The following is a 26,633-nucleotide window of genomic DNA, read 5'->3' on the forward strand; positions in this document are numbered from 1 at the left end:
GGCACCTAGGGTGGAGGCCATGGAATACGGACACCTTGGCCGCACCGGCCTGCTGGTCAGCAAGCTCTGCCTGGGGACGATGAACTTCGGTCCGCTGACCACGGAGGAGGACTCCTTCGCGATCATGGATCGCGCCCACGAGCTCGGGATCAACTTCTTCGACACGGCCAACGTCTATGGCTGGAAGAAGGGCGAGGGGATCACCGAGAACATCATCGGCCGCTGGTTCGCCAAGGGCGGCGGCCGTCGTGAGCGTACGGTCATCGCCACCAAGCTCTACGGCTCGATGGGCGACTGGCCGAACGAGGAGAAGCTGTCCGCGCTGAACATCCGTCGGGCGGCGGAGGCCTCGCTGCGCCGGATGCAGACCGACTACATCGATGTCTACCAGGCCCACCACATCGACCGGGACACCCCGTTCGAGGAGTTCTGGGAGGCCATGGACATCCTCAAGCAGCAGGGCAAGATCCTGTACGTCGGCTCGTCGAACTTCGCCGGCTGGCACATCGCCAAGGCCCAGGAGGCGGCCCGCCGCCGCAACACCCTCGGCCTGGTCAGCGAGCAGTCCCACTACAACCTGCTCGTCCGCGCGCCCGAGCTCGAGGTCATCCCGGCCTGCGAGGACTACGGCCTCGGCCTGATCCCGTGGAGCCCGCTGGCGGGCGGCCTGCTCGGCGGCATCCTGCGCAAGATCGACAAGGGCCGCTCGGCATCCGACCAGATCGCGGCCCAGCTCGACAAGCACCGCGGCAAGATCGAGCAGTACGAGGCGTTCTGCGACGAGCTCGGCGAGGACCCGGCCAACGTCGGGCTGGCGTGGCTGCTGCACCAGCGGGCGGTCACCGCGCCGATCATCGGCCCCCGCACGGTCGAGCAGCTCGACGGCACGGTCCGGGCGCTGGAGATCAAGCTGGACGACAAGGCGCTCGCCCGGCTCGACGAGATCTTCCCCGGCTTCAAGACCGCCCCGGAGGAGTACGCCTGGTAGCCCAGGCACCGGTGATCGCAGATCAGGCGCTGTTGAGCAGCGCGCCGACGATCACGATGAACACGAGCAGCGCGAGCACCGTGGGCAGCAACCAGCGACGAGGACGATCCACGCCATGGAGCCTAGTCGCGGACGGCCAATGGGTACGCCTCGACCTGCTCATACCGCACAGTCGCGCCGGTGTGGCTGCGTACGAGGTGCACCGACGACACCTCCCAGCGCCGCCCGCCGAAGGCGCCCAGGGCGCCGACCAGGGGGCGCAGGTCGTCGCCGTGGCGTGACCGGGTCCGGGAACGGGCCAGGGTGAGGTGGGGATGGAACCGCTTGCGGTCCGTCTCCGCCGCCCCGGCCCGCCGGGCGCCGGCCGCGACCGACCCGGCGAGCCTGGTCAGCGCCGGCCCGGCCTCCAGGCCGACCCAGAAGATGCGTCCCCGGGAGGCCGAGGGGAAGGCCCCTGCGCCGCCGAACGACACCGTCTCGGGGGAATAGCGGGCGGCCGCGCGGGCCAGCCGCGCGCTCAGCTCGGGCAGCACCTCGTCGGGCACCTCGCCCAAGAAGGCCATGGTCACGTGCCACAGCGCGGGATCGACCCAGCGCAGCTCCGACCACTCGGCACGTACGGTCTCGACCGCCGTGGAGAGCTCCGCCAGCGCCTCAGGCGGCGGCAGCAGCGCCACGAACAATCTGCTCACGTGCCGATTCTTCCCTGCGCGCCACGCGAGCCGCGACCATCCGGGTCACCAGTACGGCCAGGCAGACGCCGCACATGCTCAGCAGGCCGGCGGCCACGACCGAGGCCCGGGGACCGGCCAGTTCGGAGAGCCAGCCCACCAGCGGCGCCCCGATCGGCGCTCCCCCGGTGAAGACCAGCACGTAGATGCCCATGACCCGGCCGCGCATCTCGGGGGAGGCGCCGAGCTGCACCATCGTGTTCGCGGTCGTGTTGACCGTGATCATCGCCATGCCCGCGGGGACGAGCATCAGCAGGAACGCCGCGTACACGGGGGCGAGCCCGGCGACGACCTGGAACAGCCCGAAGCACAGCGCCCCGGCGATCAGGAACCTGCGGCTCGGCTTGACCCGGCGCGCGGCCAGCAGCGCCCCGCCGAACGCCCCGACGGCGAACGCGCTGGACGCCACGCCGAACGAGGACGCGCCCGCGCCGAACGCCTGCTTGGCCATCAGCGCGATGCTGGTCGAGAAGCTCTGGGCGAAGATCGCCATGAACGCCACGAGCAGCAGCGGCAGCAGCAGGTCGGGCCGGCCGCCGACGTAGCGCAGGCCCTCGCGCAACTGGCCCTTGCCGCGCGGCACGGGCTCCGGCGAGCGCAGCTCGGACGTCCGCATGAGCGCGAGCCCCGAGATGACCGCGGCGAACGACACGGCGTTCAGCACGAAGATCGGGCCGGTGCCCATCCAGGAGATCAGCAGACCTGCCACCGCCGGGCCGACGACCCGGGCGAGGTTGAAGGTCGAGCTGTTCAGCGCGATGGCGTTCGGCAGGTCGCGCCGGCCCACCATCTCGACCACGAACGACTGCCGTGTGGGCACCTCGACACAGGACACCAGGCCGAGCGTGAACGCCATGGCGTACACGTGCCAGACCTGGGCGGTGCCCGTGATGACCAGCACGCCCATGGTGAGCGCCAGCAGGCCCATGAGCGTCTGGGCCACGATGAGGATCCGGCGCTTGGGGTAGCGGTCCGCGATCACCCCGCCGAACATGCCGAACAGCATCGTCGGCAGGAACTGCAGCGCCACGGTGACGCCGAGCGCCGAGCCGCGGCCGTGCGCGAGGTCGAGGACCAGCCAGTCCTGGGCGGTTCGCTGCATCCAGGTGCCGACGTTGGAGATCACGCCGCCGGAGGCGAACAGGCGGTAGTTGTAGGTCCGCAGGGAGCGGAACATGCCGCCTACATCGTGGACAGCTTCTCCAGGATCGGCGCCGCCGCTCGCAGCGTCGCCCTCTCCTCCGGAGTCAGGTCCTTGAGCCGCTGCGCCAGCCAGGCTTCCTTGGTGCGGCGTTCCTCCTTCAGCAGCGCCGCTCCCTGCGGCGTCACGCTGACCGTCACCTGCCGGCGATCGGTCGGATGAGGTTTGCGCTCCAGCAGACCCCTGGCCTCCAGCTTCGCGATCACGCGGGTCACCGAGGGCGGCTGCACCTTCTCGTGCTCCGCGAGCTCGCCGGGGGTCATTGAGGTGTGGCGCTCGACGGCGACGAGCGTCGCGAGCTGTGTAGGCGTCAGTGAGTGGTGCGCGGCCTGCTTGCGCATCCGTCGCGTCAGCCGGGCGAGGGACACGCGCAGGGCCGACGCGAGAGCGGCGTCGCTGCGCAAGTTCTGGGCGTTCGTTAGCATGACTCATTACCTTTGCTAACTATATGACGCATATCCGTATTCCTCCAACTCGTCCGACTATCCAGGCAAATTTTGTGACGCTGCACGCCGATCGCGACACACCGTACCGGCGCGGTCCGGGTCGGCGACCTCCGTCGCCTCGCACCACGATCCGGAGCCGCGCACCCGATCACGAGCCGCGCACGATCGGGAGCCGTGCGCACCGTGGGGCGGTGGTCATCTGCCCGTGAACGACCGAGGCCCGGCCCCCGCATGGGGACCGGGCCTCGTATGCGCCTCGCGTCAGGCGAAGTCCTCCGGCGTGAACTCCCTGGGCTCGACCAGGACGAGCCAGTTGCCCTGGTTGTCGCGGATGACCGCCTCCACCCCGTACGGCCGGTCGGAGGGCTCCTGGAGGATCGTCACGCCCTTGGCCGCGAGCTCCTGACAGGTCTTGCGGCAGTCGTCCACGCGCAGCCCCAGGCCGCCGGCCTGCCCCTTGTCGAGCTGCCTGCGGTAGAAGTCGGCGCCCTCGTCGTCGAGCGGCGGCCCCGGCTTCATCAGCGTGATTTCCAGCTCCGGGTGGTCCGGGTGGTTGATGGTGACCCAGCGGAACCCGTCCATCTGGATGTCGGTGTTGGAGACGAAGCCGAGGACGTCCACGTAGAAGTCGCGGGCCTCGTCCTGGTCGCGGCAGTAAAGCGTGATCAAGGAGACGTTCCGAATCATGTGGCGACGCTACTGCGACCCCTCTGACCTGGGCTTCTCCGAAATTGCACAATCGTCGTCGCGCTTGGGCGCACCACGCAGGTCGAGCACGCCGTTCATGAACAGGTAACACCCGGGGACGCGGGGGCCGCCGCGCGCCGCCCACCGGTCGCGGTATTCGCTCGGGCTCTCCCCCACCATCCGGCGGAACTTGGCCGAGAACGAGCCCAGGCTGCTGAACCCGACGGACATGCAGACCTCGGTCACGGTCAGGTTGGCGAAACGCAGCAGGTCCTGGGCGCGCTCCAGCCGCCGCCTGGTGAGGTAGCGCATCGGCGTCTCGCCGTACGCCGCCTCGAAGCAGCGGACGAAGTAGAACTTGGAGACCCCGGCGACGGCGGCGAGCCCGTCGAGATCGAGCTCGCTCCGGTAGTCGCGGTCCATGCGGTCTCTGGCCAGGCGCAGTCGCGGCAGCAACTCCGCCGGCACCACCCGCTGTCCCCTCACGGCCACGTCACGACCCTATTCGGCCCCACCGACAGATTCCCGCACGCCAGGGCCCTGGGACAGGCGAAGGCCGCCGCGGCGTCGCCACGGCGGCCTCCGTACCGCGCGGATCAGCCCAGGCCGAGCAGGCTCTTGATGGGCTCCAGCGCGAAATACACGACGAACAGCGCGCCCACGACCCACATCAGCGGGTGGAGCTCGCGCGCCTTGCCGCGGAGCACCTTGATGACGATGTAGCTCACGAAGCCCGCACCGATCCCGGCGGTGATCGAGTACGTGAACGGCATGAGCACGATGGTCAGGAACGCGGGGATCGCGGTCTCGAAGTCGCTGAAGTCGATCTCCTTGACCTGGGTCATCATCAGGAAGCCGACGACCACGAGAGCCGGGGTCGCCGCCTCGAACGGCACGATCTCCGTCAGCGGGGCGAAGAACATGGCCAGGAGGAACAGCACGCCGGTGACGATGCTCGCCAGACCGGTGCGCGCGCCCTCGCCGACGCCGGCCGCCGACTCGATGTAGGTGGTGTTGGACGACACGCTGGCCGCGCCGCCGGCCGCGGCCGCGAGGGAGTCGACGAGCAGGATCTCCTTGGTGCGCTCGACGGTCCCGTCCTCCTGCACCAGGTTGGCCTGGCGGCCCACGCCGACGATCGTGCCCATCGTGTCGAAGAAGTCGGCGAGCATGAGGGTGAAGACGAACATCACGGCCGCCAGGCCGCCGATCTTGGCGAAGCTCCCGAACAGGCTGAACTGGCCGAGCAGCGACAGGTCGGGCAGCTCGATGAAGTTCTTCGGCCACGCGGGCACGTTCAGCGACCACCCGTTGGGGTTGCTCCCGTCCGGGGTCTGCGGCCCGATCTTGCCGATCGCCTCGACGATCATGGCGAGCACGGTCGTGCCGACGATGCCGAGCAGGATGGCGCCCTTGACCCTGCGTGCGACGAGGAAGGCAGTCACGAGCAGGCCGACGACGAAGACGAGCGTGGGCCACCCGGTCAGCGAGCCGTTGCCCAGCGCGCCGAGCTTGACCGGGACCGTGGTGTTGCTCGCGTCGGGCATGCGCCGTACGAACCCGGCGTCGACGAACCCGATCAGCGCGATGAACAGGCCGATGCCGACGCTGATCGCCGTCTTGAGCTGGGCGGGGATCGCGTGGAACACCGCCACCCGGAAGCCCGTCACCACGAGGATCGCGATGACGATGCCCTCAAGCACGACCAGGCCCATCGCGTCCTCCCACGACATCTGGCTGGCGATGCCGAAGGCGAGGAAGGCGTTCAGTCCAAGGCCGGTGGCCAGGGCGAACGGCACCCGGCCGAAGACGCCCATGATGATCGTGAGGATGCCCGCGACGAACGCCGTGGCCGCGGCGACCAGCGCGATGTTGGGGTTCCGCCCGTCACCGAGGAACTGGCCCGTCTTGTCGGCGACGGTGCCGATGATGAGCGGGTTGAGCACCACGATGTAGGCCATCGTGAAGAAGGTGGCGAAGCCGCCGCGGACCTCCTGTCCGACGGACGAACCACGCGCTGAGATGGAGAAGTACCGATCGAGAAAGCCAGACGTGTTCATGGGGTTCGCATTCACGCGCGCAGAGTCGCAGGCCCTTACCATCCACGGAAAGAGCCAGGGGGGCAGCGTTGTCTTTTCGTGACGGGTTTGTCATGAAGATACCGGCATGCTGCCATGACCTTCTAAGCTGGCTGGCGTGAGCGAGCGCCGGCCGGACCCCAAGCCTCTCAGGACGAGGGACACCCTCACGATCCTGGTCGGGACGGCCCTGTGGGCGATCGCCCTGGTCGTCGTGCTGCTCGTGGTCAGGCCGGCCGATCCGCGGCCGGTCTGGGTCTGCGTCGCCGGGATCGGCCTCGGCGTGTTCGGGGTCCTCTACATCCGCCGCCGCGACGCCCGCCTGCGCGAGCCCGTCCCCGCCGCCGAAACCGGCGACCCGGAACCCCGCCGCTGACCGCGGCCCCTCTCAGCGCGCTCCGGCGAGGAGCGTCGCGATGCCGTCGAGAAGCCGCTGCAGGCCGAACTCGAACAGGGCGTCCATGTCGAAGTCGTATCCTCCGGCCGCCTGGAGGCGCTCGAACAGCGGCAGCCCGCCCCCCGCCGTGATCGCGTCGAACGCCGACTTGCGGGCGTCCATCCAGGCGTCGGCGTCGAGCCCGGTCAGCGCCTCGGCCTCCGCCTCGAACTCCAGGTTGATCGCGGTGCCCCGGATGTGGTTGAACACGGTGATGTAGGCGGTGAGCATCGTCACGGCGTCGAGGCCGTGACCGTCGAGAGCGCCGAGCACCCATTTCATGAACGGCAGCGCGCTGGGGATGAGCTGCGGTCGTGTCACGGACATGGCCGGTGCGAGCCACGGGTGCCGCCGGAACGTCGCCCACAGCATCCGGGCGGCCAGCTCGATCCTGCTCCGCCAGTGCCGGGGCGGCTCCTCGGGAAACCGCATCCGCCCGAAGACCGCCTCCATGCGCGCCATGACGCGCCGGCCGATGCGGAACCTGATCGCGGCGCAGTTCGCCAAGGCGTCGAGCATCGACCTGCCCGACTACGACCTGCCTGCCCTGCGCTGAGACCCCACGGCGCTCCCGACGGGCAGTGGGCTACAGCGAGGCCGTGGGGTCGAGGTCGGCCTCGGCGAGCAGCAGGGGCACCCGGGCGGGGTCGCGCAGCAGCGCCGCCACGGCGAGGCGGTCGCCCCACTGACCGGCCGCCCAGGCGAGACCCCTGGCCAGGCCGTCCACGCCGGTCGCGTGCACCGCGCCCTCGAAGAACCGCCACGGCACCGGCCTACCGTCCACGAGCAGCTCGTCGTGCTCGACGTACGTCGCGGGGGCGCCGGGCAGCAACGAGCGCACCTCGGGCGGCACGGGCTTCTCGGTCCCGGCCGAGGTGACCGCTCCGGTGACCACCTCACCGGCGAGCGGCAGGTCGAGCACCTCCGACAGCGCCTCGGCGAGGTCGAACGGCGCGAGCACGAGCGGCCGGTCCTCCACCAGGGCGAGCAGGTCGGGCGCCTCCACCACGACCGGGCCGTCCTCGACGTCCGCGACCGTGACCGTGCCCTTCAGCACGGCCCGTACGGCCTCGGGCGGGCTCACCCGGTCGGGATCGACGGCCGCCAGCGCGATCCACAGCGACCGCAGCTGGGCCCGGTCGACCTCAAGGGACGAGTCGGCCAGCAGGTCGAGCAGCTCTTCCGGGCCGCCGTGCGAGTCGAGCAGGTCGGCGAGCGTGGACCGGACGCCGATCATCTTCAGCGCGTCGTCGTCGATCCCCGCGGGCGCCTCGCCGTACAGGCCGAACAGCAGCGGGTCGCCCGTCGGGAGCCGCAGCTCCGTCGGCCTGCGCCCGGCGAGCACCTCGTGCCGCGACAGCCACCAGGCCGTGTAGGACGGCACCTCGACGGTCTCCCCCGCGGCGAGCACCCGCATGGGCCGCAGGGCGGCGCGCAGCGGGGGCCGCGACAGCAACGCGAGGGCGTTCTGCCAGTCGGCGACGTATTCCAGGTCGCGTACGGCGGTGAACTCCCGGACCACCGGCGGCACGTCGAGATCGGGCAGCAGGTCGAGCACGGCCTCCAGCCACTCGTCTTCGAGGTCGAGATCGTGGTCGCACTCGGCAGGGTCGAGCAGCACGTCGGAGTCGTTGACCACGGCGAAGCCGTCGAGCACCCCGGCCGCCGCCAGCACGTGCGGGCCGAACTTCTCCACCAGGTCGGGGGCGGCGACGCCGAACGGCACCTCGGGGTCGATCAGACCGGCCAGCGAGCCCTCGGCCAGCAGCAGCTCGCCCGCCGCGTAGAGCTCGCCGTCGGCGCCGCGCAGCGCCAGCTCTGCCAGCCAGGGGGCCTCCCCCGCGGTCAGGCCCGCCGCGTCGACCAGGGCCAGCACGGCCTGGGCCACCGGCTCGGGGTCGGCGCTGTGCAGCGACTCGGCCACGGCCGCGTGGGTGAGCGGGTCCTCCAGGACCGTACGCGGGGTCGCCTCGGCCGCGCCCAGCCGCAGCAGCAGCGGGTGCGCGGCGTCCGGGTGGACGATCCGCAGCCCCAGCGGCGCGAGCAGAGCAGGGTCGAAAGTTCCCGATTCCTGTGACAGCACGAGCGTGCCGCGCGGGCCGCGCACCAGGCGGCCGTCGGCCAGCGGCACGGCGATCGCGCCGATCGCCTCCGGGTCGTCGGCGGGCAGCACGTCGTAGAGCGACCGCCACCACGCCGGGTCCTTGTCCTCCACTGCCTCGCCCGACAGCATGTCGACGACGTCGGCCAGCTCGACCCGGCGCACGCCGAGCGTGGTCAGGGCCGGGTGCCGGGAGGACCAGCCCGATGGCAGCAGCCCGGGCACGATGCCGGCGATCTTCTCCAGGAACTCGGCCTGCCCCTCGACCGCCCGCGCCTGGCTGCCCGGCACGACGCCCTCGGAGATCGTCGGCAGCAGCGGCGTGTCCGGCAGCGCCCTGACGATCTCCCGCCTGATCGCCGCGTCGAGCGCGCCCTTGCCCATCAGGCCGGGCACGAGGCCGAGCAGGTCCGGGGTCGCCGGAAGCTCCCCCAGCAGCCGTACGTACGCCTCGGCGGCCCTGGCGACCAGGAAGTCGGTGAGCGGCCCGGGGGCGACGTGCCGCCGGTCGGTGGTCATCGGGAACGACGCGATCAGCAGCGCGGGCAGGTCGAGCGGCTCGTCGCTCGGCGTCGGCGCGTGCACGACCCTGGGGACGTCGCCGCGGCGGCCACCGGGGACGGCCCAGCGGACCTCCCAGTAGGGCCGGGCCCGCTCCTCGGTCGGCCGGTCGGCGAACAGCTCGGCCACCTGATCCGGGGTGAACGTGCCCGACTCGGTGACCACGTGCCAGCCCTCGGCCGAGATCGTGCGGACCTGCCCGTCCACCTCGATCTCGACGGCCTCCAGCGCCGGCATCGACAGCGGCAGCGCGGGCCCCGCCTCTTCGAGCATCCGCCGTACGGCCTGCTCGGCGGCCTCGTCGCGCAGCGGGAGCCGTACGAGCGTGTCGAAGCCCTCGGGGACCTCAAGGGAGTCGTCGGAGAACGGCAGCCGCAGCAGCGGGACGTGCCCCTCTCGGCCCTCCAGCTCGGCCGCGAGCTGCGGCCGGGCGGCGACCAGCGCGGCGGTCTCCTCGCGGGACCAGCGCACCCCGTGGGCCTCGCCCGAGGGCAGCCGGGAGGCGATCGAGGGCGCGTCGGTGACCGACACCACGGCCGCGAAGCCGACGCCGAAGCGGCCGGCCGCGCCCACCTCGTCCTTCTTGCCCGAGACGCGCAGGGTGCACAGGCCCTCGACGCCGGTCTGGTCGAGCGGCGCGCCGACGTTGGCGGCCAGCAGCACGCCGTCGGCGAGCGTCAGCCGCAGGCGGCCCGGCACGCCGGCCCGCAGCGCGGCGTCGGCGGCGTTCTGGGCGAGCTCCACGACCAGCCGGTCGCGGTAGCCGCCGAGGGCGAAGTCCTCCTCGGCGTTGGCGTCCTCGCGGAAGCGGGCAGGCGAGGCCGTCCAGGCCGCGAGAACGGTGTCACGCAGGCGCGCGGTATCGAACATGATCAGGCGTGGCCCAGGGGTTCGGAGCCGGCCTCGTCCACGGAGCCCGACTCGATGAGGTCATATCCCATGTCGTCCAGGATCGGCGGCGCCGGATCCATGACCATCGAGGGCACGGTGGTCGCCTCGGAGTGCGCCCCGCAGCCGTGGTCGGCGGACACCACGCGGCCGTCGTCCGGCGCGTACTCGTTGGCGCAGACGCCGAAGCCGAGGCCCAGCGCTCCGGCGAGCGGCCAGTAGAAGCCGCAGGTGGAGCATTGCGCCGGGGCGGCGTGCGCGATCGGGGTGTGCGGTCCGGCCTCACCGGCGCGCCAGCGTCGCGCGGCGAGGTCACGGCCGAGCACGGACAGGACGCGGGCGCGTCCAAGCCCGAGCTCGAAGAGCATCTGCTTGTCGATGTCCTCGTCGGCGGAGGCGAACCCGGGCACGAGCCGGTCGTCGTCGGCCTCGGCGGGCAACAGGTCGCCCACGCCCAGGTCACCCGGGCGCAGGCGCTCGTTCCACGGCACCCAGCGGGGAGCGAGCAGCGCGCCCGAGCCGGGCAGCAGCACGGTCTCGCTCACGGTCACCACACGGGCGCGGGAGGCGCGGGTGACGGTGATCGCCCAGCGCCAGCCGTGGTAGGCGCGGTCGAGGCACTCGAAGTAATGGGTGACGACCCGGTCGCCCTCGTTGTCGAAGCCCAGGTGCTCTCCCACCTCCCCGGGGCGCGCGATGTCTTCGGCGGCCCGGCGGGCGAGGTCGACCGCCGCCGCACAGGCCTGGTCGACTGGAGTGCTACGGATTCGGGTACGACTCACACTCCATTTTCACCCACGCCGCGAGCGGACCGCACCGGCTCGATGGGCAAAACATGGAAGGACCCTCGGTGCCTATGGTGAAGATTTGGGCGAAAGTTACGCGTGTTGTGAGGGCACCGGCGCGTGCGACGCGCCGGTTGACGCATGCCCAGGGAGCCGGGCGCACCGGTCTCGGCCACCTCATCGAGGTGACCGCCGCCCATTCCGCCGGGGACGCTCTGGTCACCGTGGCCCTCGCCGGGGCGCTGCTGTTCGGGCTGCCGGTCGGCCAGGCCCGCGGCCAGGTCGCGGCATATCTGCTGATCACCATGCTGCCGTTCGCGGTGGTGGCGCCCTTCGTCGGGCCGGTGCTCGACCGGCTCCGATCGGGCCGCCGCTACATCATGGCCGGCACCCTGCTCGCGCGCGGCCTGCTGTGCTGGGGGATGGCAGGCGCCGTCCACGCCTCCGACACGGTCACGCTGTTTCCTTCGGCGCTCGCCGTGCTCGTCCTCTCGAAGGCCTACAACGTGTCACGGGCGGCGGTCATGCCGAGCGTGCTGCCCGCCGACATCCCGTTGGTGACGGCCAACGCCAGGGTCGCGCTGTTCGCGCTGGTGTCGGCCGGCGCCGGCGCCGGTGTCGCCGCCGGCCTGTCCGCCGTGGCCGGGGCCGACTGGGTGCTGCGCGTCGCCGTGCCGCTGTTCCTGCTGTCCGGGGCGTTCGCCGTACGGCTGCCGCGGCACGTGGACGCGCCCGACCTGGAGGAGGCCGGGCCGCGCCCCCGCTGGCGCACCGTGCTCAGCCTGGGCCCGGTGGTGGGCGAGGCCATGGGGGCCAACGCCGCGATCCGGGTGCAGTCGGGCTTCCTCGTGTTCTTCCTGCTGTTCCTCGTCCAGGACGGCCACCTGCGCGGCGTGGATCCAAAGGCCGCGCTGGCGCTGCTGGCCGCCGCCGCGGGCGCGGGCGGCCTGGCCGGGGCCGCCGCCGGCTCCTGGTCGCGATCCCGATCTCCGCACCTGACCGTCATGGCCACGCTCGCGCTGGCCACGGTCGCCACCGTCGCCGCGGCCTTCTTCTTCGACGTGTGGACCGCCGCCGCCGTGGCCCTCGTGGGCGCGTTCGCCCAGGGCCTCGGCAAGCTCGCGTTCGACGCCATCGTGCAGCGCGAGATCGGCGAGGAGGTGCGCTCCTCGGCGTTCGGCGTCGCCGAGACGCTGCTCCAGATCGCCTGGGTCCTCGGCGGCCTGCTGGGCCTGGTGATGTCGCTGTTCGTGGCCGGTCCCGCCGGGCTCGGCGTGATGTCCGCCGCCCTCGCGCTCGCGTTCGGCCGCCTCGTCATCCTCCGCCGCCGCAGGCTCGCCGCCCGCACCGCCACGGCCACCTGAACCGGCCACCTGAACCGGCCGCGTGGACCAGCGCCTTGAACCAGCCGCCTTGAATCGGCCACTCGCGCCACCACGCCCGCCTACGCGGCCCCGCACCCCGCCACGGCCCGCGTCCGCCCAGGGGTTGGCCGGGCGGCGGGAACGGACGCGGCCGGTGAGGGGACCGGTCAGGCGTCGAGGTCGTCGGCGACGGCGCGCAGGACTGTGGCGATCTTCTTGGCGTGCGCCGCGTCCGGGTGCTTGCCCCGCTGGTAGGAGTTCGAGATGTCGTCGAGAAGCTTGATCAGATCCTCGACGATCACGACCATCTCGTCGGGCTTCTTCCGCTTCGCCTTGGCCTTGGCGGTCTTGGCCAGCGTCGGGGGCTGGTCGATCACCCGCACCGAGAGCGCCTGCTGACCGCGGCGGCTCTCGGCGACACCGAACTCGACCTTCTGTCCGGGCTTGAGCGCCTCGACCCCCTTGGGCAGGGCGGAGGAATGCACGAAGACCTCACCGCCGTCGTCGCGGGTGAGGAAGCCGAAACCCTTGTCGGCGTCGTACCACTTGACCTTGCCACTCGGCACAGGGGTGACCTCGTTCAGACTGTCGTGAAGGTGACTGTAGGTAGGTTATGCCCAGAGACCGGCCCCATGGACCCACTCGAAGGCCAATGAAGCGTCCCGTGACGAGATTCTTGTCGATCTTCCCGGCGAGTGCGCAAACCCCTGCCACACGGGCGCTCCGGCGGCCGGACGAAGGCCGAGCCCTACCATGGAGAGAATGACGGGCACGGACTTCGCCGAGTGGCTTCGCGGCCGTTCCGACGAGCTGCTGCGGGCGCTCGTGGCGGCGCGGCCCGAACTCGTGACGCCCGTCCCCGCGCACATCGACGGCCTGGCCGCCCGCGCCTCCAGCCCCTCGGCCATCGGCCGGGCGCTGGACCGGCTCGACCGGTTCACGCTCGCCGTCCTGGAGACGCTGGCCCTGCGGCCCGGTCCCGCCGATCGCGAGACGTTGCTTTCCCTGCTCCGCCGCGCCGTTCCCGCCGATCACGACGACGAGACCCTCGGGTCCGCCCTCGACGCCGCGCTCGGCGTGCTGACCACGCGCGCCCTGGTCTACGGCGCCGCCGACGCGCTGCTGCCCGCGCCGGGCGTGGCCGAGGCGCTCGAACCCCCGGCCTCCCTGGGACCGCCGGCCGCCGAGGTGTTCCGCCACCACCCGCCCGAACGGCTCGACGTGCTTCTGCGGGACATCGACCCGGCGTACGAGGACGGGCGGGCGGACGGCGAACGGCCGGCCAGGGAACGGCTCGCGGCGCTGCTGGCCGATCCCGCGACGGTCGCGCGGCTCGTCGGCGAGGTCTCCCCGCAGGCGCAGACGGCCCTGAACGAGCTCGTCTGGGGCCCGGCGAGCGGACGGCTGCCCAACGCCCGCCGCGAAGTGGACGCCGCGAACGCCCAGTCGCCCATCGAGCAACTGCTGGCCCGCGGCCTGCTCGGCGCGACCGGCGAGGAGACCGTCGCGCTCCCCCGCGAGGTCGCCCTCGTGCTGCGCGACGGCAGGGTGCACCGCGACCTGTCCCCCGGCCCGCCCGCCCTGGAGGGGTCCGTACGCGACCAGGACCTGGCCGACCGCACGGCCGCCGGGCAGGCGTTCACGTTCGTGCGCATGGTCGAGGAGCTGTGCGAGGTGTGGAGCGTCGACCCGCCGGGCGTGCTGCGCACGGGCGGCCTCGCCATCCGCGACCTCAGGCGTACGGCCCAGCTTCTCGACCTGCCGGAGTGGGCGGCCGGGCTGGTGGTCGAGGTCGCGCACGCGGCCGGGCTGGTCGCGGCGGGCGAGGGGGAATGGCTGCCGACGGGCGGCTACGACGGCTGGCGGATCAAGGCCACCGAGGACCGCTGGGCCGTGCTCGCCGACGCGTGGGCCGCGATGGAGCGCGCCCCCGGGCTGATCGGCGAACGGGACGACCGCGACCGTCCCATGAACGCCCTCCACCCCGATCTCCGCAGGCCGGGGGCGGCCCAGACGCGGGCGCGCACGCTCGCCGTGCTGGAGGCGGCGCCGCCCGGCCTCGCACCGACGCCCGAGTCGGTGCTGGCCCGGCTCGCCTGGGAGCAGCCCCGCCGTCGCCCCGCGCTGCGCGACCGGCTCGTACGCTTCGCCCTGCGCGAGGCCGAGCACATCGGCGTGACCGGGCTCGGCGTGCCGTCCTCACACGGCCGCGCCGTGGCCCGGGGCGACGGCACGACGGCCGGCCTGCTCGGCCCGCTGCTGCCCGAGGCGGTCGACCACGTGCTGCTGCAGGCCGACCTCACCGCCGTGGCGCCCGGCCCGCTGACCACCGACCTCGGCCGCAGGCTCGCGCTCATGGCCGATGTGGAGAGCAAGGGCGGCGCGACGGTCTACCGCTTCTCCGAGCAGTCGGTGCGCCGGGCGCTCGACGCGGGGCACTCGGCCGACGACCTGCTCACCGTGCTGGAACGCCACTCGGCCACCCCGGTGCCGCAGCCGCTGCGCTACCTGGTCACCGATGTGGCCCGCCGCCACGGTCGGATCCGGGTCGGCACGGCGTCGGCGTACATCCGGTGCGACGACCCTGCCCTGCTCGACGAGGTGCTCGCCGACAAGCGGGCCCACCTGCTGCGGCTGCGGCGGCTCGCGCCGACCGTGCTGGCGTCCAAGACGTCCAGGGCCGCGCTGGTCGACTCGCTGCGGGCGATGGGATACGCGCCGGTGGCCGAGTCGCTGGAGGGCGACGTCGTCGTCGCGCGGGCCGACGCCCGGCGGACCGAGGGGCAGCCCGCCGCCCGGGTGACCGCGAACACCGCCCCCGACCCCGAGGTGGTCGCCGCGGCCGTACGGGCGATGCGGGCGGGGGACTCGCGGCGGCGGCCCGTGGAGGCGCCCGAGGGCCAGGTGCCCCGCTCCCCCGCGACCGCCACGATCAGCGCGCTCCAGGACGCCATCCGGCAGGGGACGCGGGTGTGGATCGGCTACCTCGACTCGCAGGGACACGCCACCAGCCGCATCCTCGAACCGGCCCGGATGGAGGGCGGCTACCTCACCGCGTACGACGAGACCCGGGCGACCGTCCACCGCTTCGCCCTGCACCGCATCACCGGCATCGCCGAGATCGGCCGATGACACATCCGTGGTAAATCTTGAGGTCCCCCGTAGTAAAGGATCTCAGGATGACGACTCCGGAGCAGCCGGGGCAGGGGCCCCAGGATTGGCGGACGCCGTCCAACCCCTATGGACCGCAGTCCGGCTCCACCCCCTACGGACAGCCCCCCTACGGACAACAGCAGTACGGCCCGTACGGCCCGCCGCCCGGACCCGACCCCAACCAGCAGTACGGGCAGTACGGGCAGCAGCCGTACGGCTACGGCTACTACCCGCCGCGGCAGCAGGGCCCGCGCACGCACGCGATCGTGGCCCTCGTCGTCAGCATCGTGCTGGCGCTGAGCTGCTACTTCACTCTCGGCGGCATCGCCGGGGCGATCCTGTCCGGGGTCGCGCTCGGCAAGGTGGACACCGAGCCGGACCAGTCCCGCAAGCTGCTCAAGTGGACGTGGATCTCCATCGGCATCAACGCCGCCCTGTTCGCGATCGGGATCGGCGCGCTCATCTGGGCCGGGATCAACGGCTACCTCGACGACTGATTCCCGCGACCGGGACTGATTCGGCCCGGCCTCGTGTTTGATAGGCGTTAGCCGTACGAGGGGGAGCAGGCATTGAGTGACGGGCCGCTGATCGTCCAGTCGGACAAGACGCTGCTGCTGGAGGTCGACCACCCGAGGGCGGACGAGTGCCGGAAGGCCATCGCCCCGTTCGCCGAACTCGAGCGCGCGCCCGAGCACGTCCACACCTACCGGGTCACCCCGCTCGCGCTGTGGAACGCCCGGGCCGCCGGGCACGACGCCGAGCAGGTGATCGACGCGCTGATCGGCTTCAGCCGCTATCCGGTGCCGCACGCGCTGCTCGTGGACGTCGCCGAGACCATGGCGCGGTACGGCAGGCTGCGGCTGGAGAAGCACCCCATCCACGGCCTGGTGCTCACCAGCACCGACCGGGCCGTGCTGGAGGAGGTGCTGCGCTCCAAGAAGATCCAGCCACTGGTCGGGGAGCGCTTCGGAGCCGACATCGTGGCCGTGCACCCCTCCGAGCGCGGCAACATCAAGCAGACGCTGCTCAAGCTCGGCTGGCCGGCCGAGGACCTGGCCGGATACGTCGACGGCGAGCACCACCCCATCGACCTGCGCGAGGACGGCTGGTCGCTGCGGCCCTACCAGAAGGAGGCGGCCGACGCGTTCTGGCACGGCGGCTCCGGGGTCGTGGTGCTGCCGTGTGGCGCGGGCAAGACGATCGTCGGCGCGGCGGCCATGGCGCACGCCCGCGCGACCACGCTGATCCTCGTCACCAACACGGTCTCCGCCCACCAGTGGAAGCAGGAGCTGCTCAGGCGCACCTCGCTGACCGAGGACGAGATCGGCGAATACACCGGCACCAAGAAGGAGATCCGGCCGGTCACGATCGCCACCTACCAGGTCATGACGACCCGGCGGCAGGGCACCTACCGGCACCTTGAGCTGTTCGACGCCCGCGACTGGGGGCTCGTCGTCTACGACGAGGTCCACCTGCTGCCCGCGCCGATCTTCCGGATGACCGCCGACCTCCAGGCCCGCCGGCGCATCGGCCTCACCGCCACGCTCGTACGCGAGGACGGCCGGGAGGGCGACGTCTTCTCGCTCATCGGGCCCAAGCGCTACGACGCGCCCTGGAAGGAGATGGAGAACCAGGGCTACATCGCCCCCGCCGAGTGCGTCGAGGTGCGGGTGACGCTCAGCGACGACGAGCGGCTGGCCTACGCGATGGCCGAGAACGACGAGCGCTACCGGTTCTGCTCGACCACACCCGCCAAGACGCGGGTGACCGAGGCGCTGGTGCGGCGGCACGCCGACGAGCAGGTGCTGGTCATCGGGCAGTACATCGACCAGCTCGACGAGCTGGGCGAGCACCTGAACGCGCCGGTCATCAAGGGCGAGACCAAGGTCAAGGAGCGCGAGCGCCTGTTCCAGGCGTTCCGCGACAAGGAGATCCGGGTGCTGGTGGTCTCGAAGGTCGCCAACTTCTCCATCGACCTGCCCGAGGCGTCCGTGGCGATCCAGGTCTCCGGCACGTTCGGCTCACGCCAGGAGGAGGCGCAGCGGCTCGGCCGGGTGCTGCGCCCCAAGGCCGACGGCGGCGGCGCACGGTTCTACTCGGTGGTCAGCCGCGACACGGTCGACCAGGAGTTCGCCGCGCACCGGCAGCGGTTCCTGGCCGAGCAGGGCTACGCGTACCACATCATCGACGCCGACGACGTGGGCGAAGAAGACCCCGCACGCTGACGACGCAGGCCAAGAGGACCCGGCGCTGACCGCGGCCCCGGCACAGAGCTTCGGGTTCGCGACGTACGGCTTCGCGCAGACCCCGATGCACGGATCCCGGGCCGACACAGCGCTCCGGGCTGGGCGCTGACCGCGGCCCCGGCACAGAGCTTCGAGTTCGCGACGTACGGCTTCGCGCAGACCCCGATGCACGGATCCCGGACCGACACAGCGCTCCGGGTTCCTGCACCTTTCGCGGCCCGGCGCAAAGCTTCTCGGCCCGGGGCAGAGCTTCGCGGCCTGGCGTAGGGCTTTCGGGGTCCCAGCCCAAGGCTTCGCGGCCCGGGGCAGAGCTTCGCGGGGCCGGGGCAGAGCTTCGCGGGCACCGGCCGGCGTGGCGCGAAGCAGGCCGCCGCGCCCGGCCTTGTTCACCGGCTGCGACCTTGTTCACCGCGCGCGACTCGATGCGCCGCGCGCGGGCTGATCGGCGACGAGGGGGCAACCACCGCCGCGGGGCGGGCGCTGCGCGACCAGGTCCAACGCATGACCGGCGAACCGGCGAGCCCGGTCCCGGTCCTCGCCAAGCCCGCTCCGCTCCCCGAGCCCGGTGGCGTGTGCTCACTAGGTCCAGGAGATGCCCTTGGGGCTGGTCACCACATCACCTCCTCGCGCTTTGCCCTCACATGATGCAGTCGTGATGGCGGCAATACCCAGCAGACAAGGCGAATCACACAATATGCGCATTTTTCGTCTTGATCCTGGTTTCTCGCTGCCCCTCATCCCGCCCGTCTATACGCCCGGCTCACGCAGAACGGCGAGCCCGGCTCACCCACGCGGCATATCAGGACAAATCACCCCACTACTGCATGTCGTTCTCCCGGGGGCCGACGATGGAGCGCTCCAACGCCTCCTCCGGAAAGCTTCTCGCGCCGGTCAAGGGGGCGCGGTCACTGGACAGTCAGGCCGCCGACGAACAACACCACCAGCGCGACGATCCAGGCCGCCACGGCGACGCCGTACAGGGACTCGCGCCGGGCGAACCAGGCGAACCCGGTGGCGCACACCGCAACCACTCCGACCATCACGGACACCGTGACCACCGAGGCGATCCGGTCCGCACAGCCCGGCGACGGTCCCACGCTCGTCGTGCAGAAGGCCTGCGTGCTCCAGTCGCCGAAAACCGCGAACCCCCACAGCGCGGCGAGCAGCAGGCTCGCCGCGGCCGGGATCGCCGGAGGAACCACGGTGCGCGTCACCCGGGTACAGATACCCGTCCCGGGAAAGAGCGACACGCGAGAGAAATACCGTTTCGGCATCGCGGTGTCCATCGCTAAGCTCTTGAGTTTCCCGCTTCCACAAGTCCCGACCTCGTCATGCCCAGAGGAGTTTTCGCATGCCCGGAGATGTGCTCGAAGCCGAGCGCGCCCATCTCGCGGCCTCCCGAGCCGCGCTGCGAGCGATGCGCGAGCACGCGCAGTCGCTGTCGGCGGACGCCGCCGGCGACTGGGTGTCGCAGCAGGTTCTGCAGGGCCTGCTCGACCAGCGGGTGGCCGCACTGGCCGACCACCCCGACGCGCCGCTGTTCTTCGGCCGGTTGGACCGTGCGGCCGGCGACGACCTGCCGAGCACGGTCTACGTCGGCCGCAGGCACGTCCACGACGAGAGCAGCCGGCCCCTCGTGATCGACTGGCGCGCCCCGGTCTCGCGCGCCTTCTACCAGGCCAGCCCCGCCGACCCGATGGGGGTGGCGCTGCGCCGCCGGTTCGGCTACCAGGGCGGCGACCTCACCGCGTACGAGGACGAGCCGCTCGACGGCCGGGCGCTCGGGCAGAGCAGGCTGCTGACCGAGGAGATCGAGCGGCCCCGCACCGGCCCGATGCGCGACATCGTGGCGACCATCCAGCCCGACCAGGACGAGATCGTCCGCGCCGACCTCGGCGTGACCGTCTGCGTGCAGGGGGCGCCGGGCACGGGCAAGACGGCCGTGGGCCTGCACCGCGCGGCCTACCTGCTCTTCACCCACCGGGAGAAGCTGGCGCGCTCGGGCGTGACGATCGTCGGGCCCAACCGGGCCTTCCTGTCCTACATCTCCTCGGTGCTGCCCGCGCTCGGCGAGGTGAAGGTCGACCAGACGACGGTGGCCGGGGTCCTGGGCGACCATGCCCATCCCGAGGACCCCGCGGTGGCGGCCGTGAAGGGCGACGCCCGCATGGCCGAGGTCGTCAGGCGGGCGCTGTGGCTGCACGTGACCAAGCCGGTCGACGGGGTGCTGTTCACCAAGGGCATCAACCGCTATCGGGTGCCCGATCACGAGGTCCGCGAGATCGTCGCCTCGCTGCGCGGCACGACCCGGTACGGCCCGGGCCGCGCCACCCTGGCCCAGCGGCTCGCCCACGCCGTGCTCGTCCAGATGGAACGGCGCGGCGAGTCGCCCGACGACCGGGTCCAGGACGCCGTGGCCCGGTCGAAGCCGGTCAAGGCCGTGCTCGACGCCGTCTGGCCGAAGCTCACCCCCGAGCAGGTGCTGTTCCGGCTGCTGTCGGACGCGGAGTTCCTCGCCAAGGCGGCGAAGTCGGACCTCTCGCCGGAGGAGCAGGCCCTGATCCTGTGGCGCAAGCCGTACAAGTCGCACCGCTCGGCCAAGTGGACGGCCGCCGACGCGGCGCTGCTGGACGAGCTGGCCGACCTCATCGAACGGACGCCGTCGCGGGGACACCTCGTGGTGGACGAGGCGCAGGACCTGTCGGCGATGCAGTTGCGGGCGCTCGGACGCCGCTGCCGCACCGGCTCGGCCACCGTGCTCGGCGATCTCGCCCAGGGCACCACGCCCTGGTCGGCGCGTTCGTGGAAGACCGTGCTCGACCACCTCGGCCAGCCGTCCGGCGAGGTCACCGAGCTCACGCTCGGCTTCCGTGTGCCTCGCGAGGTCCTCGACTTCGCCGCGCGGCTGCTGCCCTCCGTGGCGCCGGATCTCGCCCCGCCGCGCTCGCTGCGTCCCGGCGCAGGCTCCCTGTCCGTACGCCGCGAGGCCGACGTCACCGCCGCCCTCCCCGGGGCCGTACGGCAGGCTCTCGCGCAGGAGGGCTCCATCGGCGTCATCGCCCCGGACTCGGCCCTTCCCGCGCTCTCGGCGGCTCTGGAGGCCGCGGCGGTGCCGCACACGGTGCTCGGCCCCGACTCGACGGGCGACGACCGGGTGCTGCTGGTCCCGGCGACGCTCGCCAAGGGTCTGGAGTACGACCACGTGATCGTCGTCGAGCCGGCCGCGATCGTGGAGGCGGAGGAGCGTGGCCTCGCCCGCCTCTACGTGGTCCTCACCCGGGCGGTAACGTCGCTGACCGTCCTGCACGACCGCGATCTTCCGGAGGAGCTGCGATGACCTCTCCCGACGTACGCGTCCGCTATGGAGCGCTCGACGACGTCCCGGCCGTACTGCGGTTCTGGCTTGAGGCCGCGGAGAACACCGACAGGCACGACGACGCGGGCAAGGTGGTGGCCCTGATCGAGCGCGATCCCGAGGCGCTGCTCGTCGCCGAGATCGACGGCCGCATGGTCGGCACGCTCATCGCCGGATGGGACGGCTGGCGCGCCCACCTCTACCGGCTCGCCGTGGACCCCGCCCACCGGCGCATGGGCATCGGATCGCTGCTGATCCGGGCCGCCGAGGAGCGGTTCAGGAAGTTCGGCGCGTTCCGCGCCGACGCGATGGTCCTGCACGACAACGCCCTGGCGCATCACGCCTGGACTGCGGCGGGATACACGATGCAGACCGACTGCGCCCGCTGGGTCAGACGCCTCACCTGACGCGTTCAACGGGAAAGGGCGGTTCCCCCGAGGGGAACCGCCCTTCCGTTGAGACGAAGCAGGCAGATGGATCAGAAGTCCATGTCGCCGCCGCCGGGCATGGCGGGGGCCTTCTCCTTCTCGGGCTTCTCGGCGATGACGGCCTCGGTGGTCAGGAACAGCGCCGCGATGGACGCCGCGTTCTGCAGCGCCGAGCGGGTGACCTTGGCCGGGTCGATGATGCCGGACTCGAACATGTTGACGTACTCGCCGGTCGCGGCGTTGAGGCCCTCACCAGCCGGGAGGTTGCGGACCTTCTCCACCACGACGCCGCCCTCGAGGCCGGCGTTGACGGCGATCTGCTTCAGCGGCTCCTCAAGGGCCTTGCGGACGATCGCGGCACCGGTGGCCTCGTCGCCGTTGACCTCGAGCTTGTCGAACGCGTTGGCGCCGGCCTGCAGCAGAGCCACGCCACCACCGGGGACGATGCCCTCCTCGACCGCGGCCTTCGCGTTGCGGACGGCGTCCTCGATGCGGTGCTTGCGCTCCTTGAGCTCGACCTCGGTGGCCGCGCCGGCCTTGATGACGGCGACGCCGCCGGCCAGCTTGGCGAGGCGCTCCTGGAGCTTCTCGCGGTCGTAGTCGGAGTCGGTGCGCTCGATCTCGGCGCGGATCTCGTTGACCCGGCCGGCGATCTGCTCGGCGTCACCGGCGCCGTCGACGATCGTGGTCTCGTCCTTGGTGACGACGACCTTGCGGGCGCGGCCGAGCAGGTCGAGGGTGGCGTTCTCGAGCTTGAGACCGACCTCCTCGGAGATGACCTGGCCACCGGTGAGGATGGCGATGTCGCCCAGCATGGCCTTGCGGCGGTCGCCGAAGCCCGGAGCCTTGACGGCGACGGACTTGAACAGGCCGCGGATCTTGTTGACGACCAGGGTGGCCAGGGCCTCGCCCTCGACGTCCTCGGCGATGATGACCAGCGGCTTGCCGGACTGCACGACCTTGTCGAGCAGCGGCAGCAGGTCCTTGTTGGCCGAGACCTTGGAGTTGACGATCAGGATGTACGGGTCCTCGAAGACCGCCTCCATGCGCTCGGGGTCGGTCACGAAGTAGCCGGACACGTAGCCCTTGTCGAAGCGCATGCCCTCGGTGAGCTCCAGCTCCAGGCCGAAGGTGTTGCTCTCCTCGACGGTGATGACGCCTTCCTTGCCCACCTTGTCCATCGCCTCGGCGATGAGGGCGCCGATCTCGGTGTCGGCGGCGGAGATGGAGGCGGTGGAGGCGATCTGCTCCTTGGTCTCCACGTCCTTGGCGAGCTTCGACAGCTCCTCGCTGACGCGCTCGACGGCGGCCTCGATGCCCTTCTTCAGCGCCATCGGGTTCGCACCCGCGGCGACGTTGCGCAGACCCTCACGGACCAGCGCCTGGGCGAGCACGGTAGCCGTCGTGGTGCCGTCACCGGCGACGTCGTCGGTCTTCTTGGCGACTTCCTTGACGAGCTCGGCGCCGATCTTCTCCCACGGGTCCTCGAGCTCGATCTCCTTGGCGATGGAGACACCGTCGTTGGTGATCGTGGGGGCGCCCCACTTCTTCTCCAGCACGACGTTGCGGCCCTTCGGGCCGAGGGTCACCTTCACGGCGTCGGCGAGCTGGTTCATACCGCGCTCGAGACCGCGCCGGGCGTCCTCGTCAAACGCGATCATCTTGGCTGCCATTAGGCTAGACCTCCCAGTAGCAGGGTGTCTTCACGGACCGAGCCGACGCCCGCGACGGCATGGACCCGCTATCCCTGCGCGGGCCCCATCGCCCCGATCCCGATTGTTGTCACTCTCGACCTCAGAGTGCCAAACAAGTATTTAGCACTCTACCCCTGAGAGTGCAAGCGGAAGCCATGCTGACCAGCTTGTACGGTATGTCCGGAGCATCCCTTCGGTGCGCCGCGCCACCTGCCGAGACTCACCAGCCGAGCCGGCCGAGACCAAGGGGCCAGGCTCCCTCCGGAGCACCACACTCACCGGCCTGAACCGCGGGGCCGAGTAAGGCAAAGAAGGCGTACAGCAGGCGGAAGGCCCGGTGCGCGGGGTCGCGCACCGGGCCTTCCGTAGGTCGATGACGGGATCAGACGGCGCGTACGGCTTCCGCCTGCGGGCCCTTCTGACCCTGCGTGATGTCGAACTCAACCCGCTGACCCTGCTCGAGGGCCTTGTAGCCGTCCATCAGGATTGCCGAGTAATGGACGAACACGTCCTTACCACCGTCTACCGCGATGAAGCCGTAGCCCTTGTCCGCGTTAAACCATTTGACGGTGCCCTGCGCCACTTCCGACTCCTCTTGCTGGGCTGGGGACCACACCCAAGAAGCCCCCGGTTTTGTCGATCGACATCGACCATACCCGTGTCAAGCCGTAGGACAACAGAGTCAATCCGCAAACTACTACTTGGCGTTCGCTCAAAGCGGGACCGAAGAATATTCACTTTACTGTTTAATAGTTGAGAGCTGCACCATTTGCCATGGCACCGTATGACTTCTCCACCCACAGAAGCGCATGTCAGGTGCTCGGCCCCGGTGCGGCGGCTCAGCCTCCGGCGACGGCGGGGATGACCGAAATCTGCACTCCGTCCGGCGTGGCGGTGTCCAGACCCTCGGCGAATCGGACGTCCTCTTCTCCGACGTAGACGTTGACAAAACGCCGGATCTTACCGGTCTCGTCCAGGATGCGCCCGCCGATGCCCGGGTAGTCCGCGTCGAGCTTCTGCAGGACCTCGCGAAGCGTTCCTCCCTCGCCGCTCACCTCCGCGGCCCCGTTGGTGTACGTCCGGAGAATCGTCGGAATCCGCACGGAAACGCTCATTGTTCGCTCGCTTTCGTTACTGCCGATGGGCCTTTTGAAACGCTTTCAGTTGGCGAATGCCGCACGGAACGCGTCGAGAGAGGGACGGATGACGGCGGTGGGACGGGCGTGCTCGGCCACCGCGTCGAGCGTCTTGAGCCCGTCGCCGGTGTTCAGCACCACGGTCTCGGCGTCCGGGTCGAGGCGGCCCTCGCGGACCAGCTTGCGCAGCACGCCGACCGTGACGCCGCCCGCGGTCTCGGCGAAGACGCCCTCGGTCCTGGCCAGCAGGCGGATCGCGTCGACGATCTCCTCGTCGGTCACGTCCTCCACCGCGCCGCCCGTCCGGCGCGCGATGTCGAGCACGTACGGCCCGTCCGCCGGGTTGCCGATTGCCAGGGACTTGGCGATGGTGTCGGGCCGCACCGGCTGCACCACGTCCTGCCGGGCCTTGAACGCCCGGGAGACCGGCGAGCAGCCCTCGGCCTGCGCACCGAAGATCCGGTAGGGCCGCTCCTCGACCAGCCCCAGCTTGATCAGCTCACGGAAGCCCTTGTCGATCTTCGTGAGCTGCGAGCCGGAGGCCACCGGGATGACGATCTGGTCGGGCAGCCGCCAGCCGAGCTGCTCGGCGATCTCGTACGCCAGCGTCTTGGAGCCCTCGGCATAGTAGGGCCGGAGATTGACGTTGACGAAGCCCCACTTCTCACCCAGCTCGTCGCCGATGAGCTCGGAGCAGAAGCGGTTGACCTCGTCGTAGGTGCCGTCGATGGCGACGAGGCGGCCGCCGTACACCGCGGCCATGGTCACCTTGGCCGGCTCCAGGTCGGCGGGGATGAACACGCAGGAGTCCAGCCCGGCCCGGGCGGCCGCCGCGCCCACCGCGCCGGCGAGGTTGCCGGTGGAGGAGCACGACAGGGTGTGGAAGCCGAAGTTGCGCGCGGCCTCCAGCGCGATCGCGACGACCCGGTCCTTGAAGGAGTGGGTCGGGTTGCCGGAGTCGTCCTTGACGTGCAGCGACCGCAGGCCCAGCTCGGCCGCCAGCCTGTCGGCCTTCACGAGCTTGGTCCAGCCTGGCTGGAGGTTGGGCTTGGCCGTCACGCCGGCGGGAACGGGGAGCAGGGAGCGGTAACGCCAGATGTTCGCCGGGCCGGACTCGATGTCCTCCCGACGGATCTCGCCGAAATCGTACGCCACCTCAAGGGGGCCGAAACACTCCGTACAGGCGAAAATCGGGCCGAGTTCGTAAAGAGCGCCACATTCACGACACGAAAGTCCGGTGGCGGGGCCGAACTCGACGGTGTTCGCGGGAGTGCTAGCGGCAGTGCTGGTGTGCGCCATGAAGCGAGGCCTTTCCCTCATCTTCGCTCGCGACCACCTTGGCCACGAGCCGGAATTGGCACCTGTCCCGGCCGGGCCTCGTGGGCACGAGTTCGACACCGGGGAGGTTGCCGGGGCTTCGCAGGGCCGGTCCCTCCACCCCTCTGGATGAGCATGTTCAGTTGTAGGACCTTCCAGAGAAGGTCCTTAAGTGCCCCTCCTGCCAATCTTTGCCCCGTCGCGTCACCCAGAGCGGCACCTCGCGGCGTTGTCGTCGTCGCCCGTGGCCTCCGGCTACGAGCTCCTCCTCCGCCTTGCGATGCACCAGTCTGGCCATCGCCCCGTGCGGGCAAATCTTGTCAGTCGCGGCACTAGCACTGTACCCCGGCGTCCCCGGTGTCCGTTCTGACGTCTCATATGGCGAGACGTTTTGTATCAGCCGTACGCCTCGCCGAGGGCGCTCTGCACGTACTTGCGCGCTTGGTGGATGCGGGACTTGACCGTCCCGAGGGGGATTTTGAGCTGGTCGGCGACCTCCGCGTAGTCGAGCTGGCAGATGTCGCGCAGCACGAGCGCCTGGGCGAGGTCGGGCCGCTCGGCCTCCAGCGCCTCCATCGCGTCGAGCAGGTCGAGCCGCGAGCCGGCGATGACGCTCACCCGCCGGGGATCGGGCCGCTGCTCGGGCAGCTCCTCCACCTGTTCGGACGAACGCCGCTTGAGCGAGCGATAGGTGGTCCTGGCGCAGTTGACGGTCACGATGTGCAGCCAGGTGCTGAACCTTGCCCGCCCCTCGAACCTCGCGATGTTGCGCGCCACGGCGAGCAGCGTGTCCTGCGCCGCCTCCTCGGCGTCCTGCCGATACGGTAGAAGCCTCTCGCAGTGCCGCAGCACGTCGGGCTCGATGCGCCGCAGCAGTTCGCCGAGCGCGCGATGGTCCCCCCGGGCAGCAGATCGGGCCAGGTCCTCGGTGGTGTCGTCCAGTGCCATGCCGTATCCAGCCCTCCCGCGATCGGTTGACATCCTATTGACGGAGGTCGGCTTTTATTAATCTTCCGGCATGCGCGCCCGCTCTGATCG

Annotated in this window: 24 protein-coding genes and 1 riboswitch; of the genes, 8 read left to right on the forward strand and 16 right to left on the reverse strand. The window is 71.0% G+C overall.

The annotated features are described in order from the left end of the window. The first annotated feature begins 19 nt into the window (after nucleotides 1-19). Nucleotides 20-988, forward strand: a complete 969-nt coding sequence (locus tag OHB01_RS06445; RefSeq protein WP_147943110.1) for an aldo/keto reductase — start codon at nucleotides 20-22, stop codon at nucleotides 986-988. Between the two features lie 122 nt (nucleotides 989-1,110). Here OHB01_RS06445 and thpR read toward each other — a convergent pair whose 3' ends face one another. The 6 genes from thpR to OHB01_RS06475 all read right to left on the reverse strand — a co-directional run bounded on the left by thpR (nucleotide 1,111) and on the right by OHB01_RS06475 (nucleotide 6,113). After that, nucleotides 1,111-1,680, reverse strand: a complete 570-nt coding sequence (gene thpR / locus OHB01_RS06450) for an RNA 2',3'-cyclic phosphodiesterase (protein ID WP_142650936.1) — start codon at nucleotides 1,678-1,680, stop codon at nucleotides 1,111-1,113. Beyond that, nucleotides 1,643-2,896, reverse strand: coding sequence for an MFS transporter (locus tag OHB01_RS06455; RefSeq protein WP_142650935.1), 1,254 nt, complete (start codon nucleotides 2,894-2,896; stop codon nucleotides 1,643-1,645). Before OHB01_RS06455 ends, thpR begins: the two co-directional genes overlap by 38 nt. A 5-nt stretch (nucleotides 2,897-2,901) precedes the next feature. Further along, nucleotides 2,902-3,345 (reverse strand): MarR family winged helix-turn-helix transcriptional regulator, encoded by a 444-nt coding sequence (locus OHB01_RS06460; protein WP_142650934.1) that lies wholly within the window; start codon nucleotides 3,343-3,345, stop codon nucleotides 2,902-2,904. A 282-nt stretch (nucleotides 3,346-3,627) separates the two neighbouring features. Further along, on the reverse strand, nucleotides 3,628-4,053 hold the full coding sequence (locus tag OHB01_RS06465) for a VOC family protein (protein ID WP_142650933.1): 426 nt from the start codon (nucleotides 4,051-4,053) through the stop codon (nucleotides 3,628-3,630). Between the two features lie 9 nt (nucleotides 4,054-4,062). After that, the gene (locus OHB01_RS06470; protein WP_260617476.1) at nucleotides 4,063-4,545 is read right to left on the reverse strand and encodes a helix-turn-helix transcriptional regulator; all 483 of its coding nucleotides are present in this window, start codon (nucleotides 4,543-4,545) and stop codon (nucleotides 4,063-4,065) included. A 104-nt stretch (nucleotides 4,546-4,649) separates the two neighbouring features. Further along, complete coding sequence (locus OHB01_RS06475; protein ID WP_261985748.1) at nucleotides 4,650-6,113, reverse strand: NCS2 family permease; 1,464 nt, start codon at nucleotides 6,111-6,113, stop codon at nucleotides 4,650-4,652. 136 nt (nucleotides 6,114-6,249) lie between these two features. Between OHB01_RS06475 and OHB01_RS06480 the strand changes: the two genes are divergently transcribed. Continuing rightward, nucleotides 6,250-6,507 (forward strand): DUF2530 domain-containing protein, encoded by a 258-nt coding sequence (locus OHB01_RS06480; RefSeq protein ID WP_147943107.1) that lies wholly within the window; start codon nucleotides 6,250-6,252, stop codon nucleotides 6,505-6,507. 12 nt (nucleotides 6,508-6,519) lie between these two features. On the opposite strand, the gene OHB01_RS06485 is transcribed toward OHB01_RS06480, so the two are convergent. From OHB01_RS06485 to OHB01_RS06495, 3 genes are all read right to left on the reverse strand, one after another. Beyond that, nucleotides 6,520-7,020 (reverse strand): TetR/AcrR family transcriptional regulator C-terminal domain-containing protein, encoded by a 501-nt coding sequence (locus OHB01_RS06485; RefSeq protein WP_205830930.1) that lies wholly within the window; start codon nucleotides 7,018-7,020, stop codon nucleotides 6,520-6,522. 133 nt (nucleotides 7,021-7,153) lie between these two features. Next, the gene (locus OHB01_RS06490) at nucleotides 7,154-10,099 is read right to left on the reverse strand and encodes a sacsin N-terminal ATP-binding-like domain-containing protein (protein WP_142650929.1); all 2,946 of its coding nucleotides are present in this window, start codon (nucleotides 10,097-10,099) and stop codon (nucleotides 7,154-7,156) included. 2 nt (nucleotides 10,100-10,101) lie between these two features. Beyond that, nucleotides 10,102-10,899: a DUF3027 domain-containing protein gene (locus OHB01_RS06495; RefSeq protein WP_142650928.1), complete on the reverse strand. Its 798-nt coding sequence runs from the start codon at nucleotides 10,897-10,899 to the stop codon at nucleotides 10,102-10,104. Between the two features lie 137 nt (nucleotides 10,900-11,036). Between OHB01_RS06495 and OHB01_RS06500 the strand changes: the two genes are divergently transcribed. Continuing rightward, nucleotides 11,037-12,266: an MFS transporter gene (locus OHB01_RS06500; protein ID WP_240971978.1), complete on the forward strand. Its 1,230-nt coding sequence runs from the start codon at nucleotides 11,037-11,039 to the stop codon at nucleotides 12,264-12,266. A gap of 167 nt (nucleotides 12,267-12,433) precedes the next feature. On the opposite strand, the gene OHB01_RS06505 is transcribed toward OHB01_RS06500, so the two are convergent. After that, nucleotides 12,434-12,832 (reverse strand): cold-shock protein, encoded by a 399-nt coding sequence (locus tag OHB01_RS06505; protein WP_142650926.1) that lies wholly within the window; start codon nucleotides 12,830-12,832, stop codon nucleotides 12,434-12,436. Nucleotides 12,833-13,028: 196 nt separating this feature from the next. Between OHB01_RS06505 and OHB01_RS06510 the strand changes: the two genes are divergently transcribed. From OHB01_RS06510 to OHB01_RS06520, 3 genes are all read left to right on the forward strand, one after another. Then, complete coding sequence (locus OHB01_RS06510) at nucleotides 13,029-15,398, forward strand: helicase C-terminal domain-containing protein (protein ID WP_328709048.1); 2,370 nt, start codon at nucleotides 13,029-13,031, stop codon at nucleotides 15,396-15,398. Nucleotides 15,399-15,445: 47 nt separating this feature from the next. Next, on the forward strand, nucleotides 15,446-15,916 hold the full coding sequence (locus OHB01_RS06515) for a hypothetical protein (RefSeq protein ID WP_328855088.1): 471 nt from the start codon (nucleotides 15,446-15,448) through the stop codon (nucleotides 15,914-15,916). 72 nt (nucleotides 15,917-15,988) lie between these two features. Beyond that, nucleotides 15,989-17,644 (forward strand): DNA repair helicase XPB, encoded by a 1,656-nt coding sequence (locus OHB01_RS06520; RefSeq protein ID WP_142650923.1) that lies wholly within the window; start codon nucleotides 15,989-15,991, stop codon nucleotides 17,642-17,644. A gap of 926 nt (nucleotides 17,645-18,570) precedes the next feature. Here the strand turns inward: OHB01_RS06520 and OHB01_RS06525 are convergent. Then, nucleotides 18,571-18,951 (reverse strand): hypothetical protein, encoded by a 381-nt coding sequence (locus OHB01_RS06525; RefSeq protein ID WP_142650922.1) that lies wholly within the window; start codon nucleotides 18,949-18,951, stop codon nucleotides 18,571-18,573. 65 nt (nucleotides 18,952-19,016) lie between these two features. Between OHB01_RS06525 and OHB01_RS06530 the strand changes: the two genes are divergently transcribed. Continuing rightward, nucleotides 19,017-21,002, forward strand: coding sequence for a HelD family protein (locus tag OHB01_RS06530; RefSeq protein ID WP_147943101.1), 1,986 nt, complete (start codon nucleotides 19,017-19,019; stop codon nucleotides 21,000-21,002). Beyond that, nucleotides 20,999-21,427, forward strand: coding sequence for a GNAT family N-acetyltransferase (locus OHB01_RS06535; RefSeq protein ID WP_147943100.1), 429 nt, complete (start codon nucleotides 20,999-21,001; stop codon nucleotides 21,425-21,427). The genes OHB01_RS06530 and OHB01_RS06535 overlap by 4 nt, the downstream gene beginning before the upstream one ends. 71 nt (nucleotides 21,428-21,498) lie before the next feature. On the opposite strand, the gene groL is transcribed toward OHB01_RS06535, so the two are convergent. The 5 genes from groL to OHB01_RS06560 all read right to left on the reverse strand — a co-directional run bounded on the left by groL (nucleotide 21,499) and on the right by OHB01_RS06560 (nucleotide 26,543). Beyond that, entirely contained in the window at nucleotides 21,499-23,121 is a 1,623-nt protein-coding gene (gene groL, locus OHB01_RS06540; protein WP_079319299.1) for a chaperonin GroEL, read from the reverse strand. Between the two features lie 403 nt (nucleotides 23,122-23,524). Next, nucleotides 23,525-23,725 (reverse strand): cold-shock protein, encoded by a 201-nt coding sequence (locus tag OHB01_RS06545; protein ID WP_079319298.1) that lies wholly within the window; start codon nucleotides 23,723-23,725, stop codon nucleotides 23,525-23,527. Nucleotides 23,726-23,981: 256 nt separating this feature from the next. Further along, on the reverse strand, nucleotides 23,982-24,257 hold the full coding sequence (locus OHB01_RS06550) for a MoaD/ThiS family protein (RefSeq protein WP_142650919.1): 276 nt from the start codon (nucleotides 24,255-24,257) through the stop codon (nucleotides 23,982-23,984). Between the two features lie 45 nt (nucleotides 24,258-24,302). Beyond that, a complete protein-coding gene (thrC, locus tag OHB01_RS06555) occupies nucleotides 24,303-25,577 on the reverse strand; it encodes a threonine synthase (RefSeq protein ID WP_328855089.1) in 1,275 nt (424 codons plus the stop codon). 14 nt (nucleotides 25,578-25,591) lie between these two features. Continuing rightward, nucleotides 25,592-25,731: riboswitch (SAM riboswitch) on the reverse strand. 260 nt (nucleotides 25,732-25,991) lie between these two features. Further along, nucleotides 25,992-26,543, reverse strand: a complete 552-nt coding sequence (locus tag OHB01_RS06560; protein ID WP_142650917.1) for an RNA polymerase sigma factor — start codon at nucleotides 26,541-26,543, stop codon at nucleotides 25,992-25,994. Nucleotides 26,544-26,633: the final 90 nt, after the last annotated feature.

The sequence above is a fragment of the Microbispora hainanensis genome (genome assembly GCF_036186745.1).
Classification (GTDB): Bacteria; Actinomycetota; Actinomycetes; order Streptosporangiales; family Streptosporangiaceae; genus Microbispora.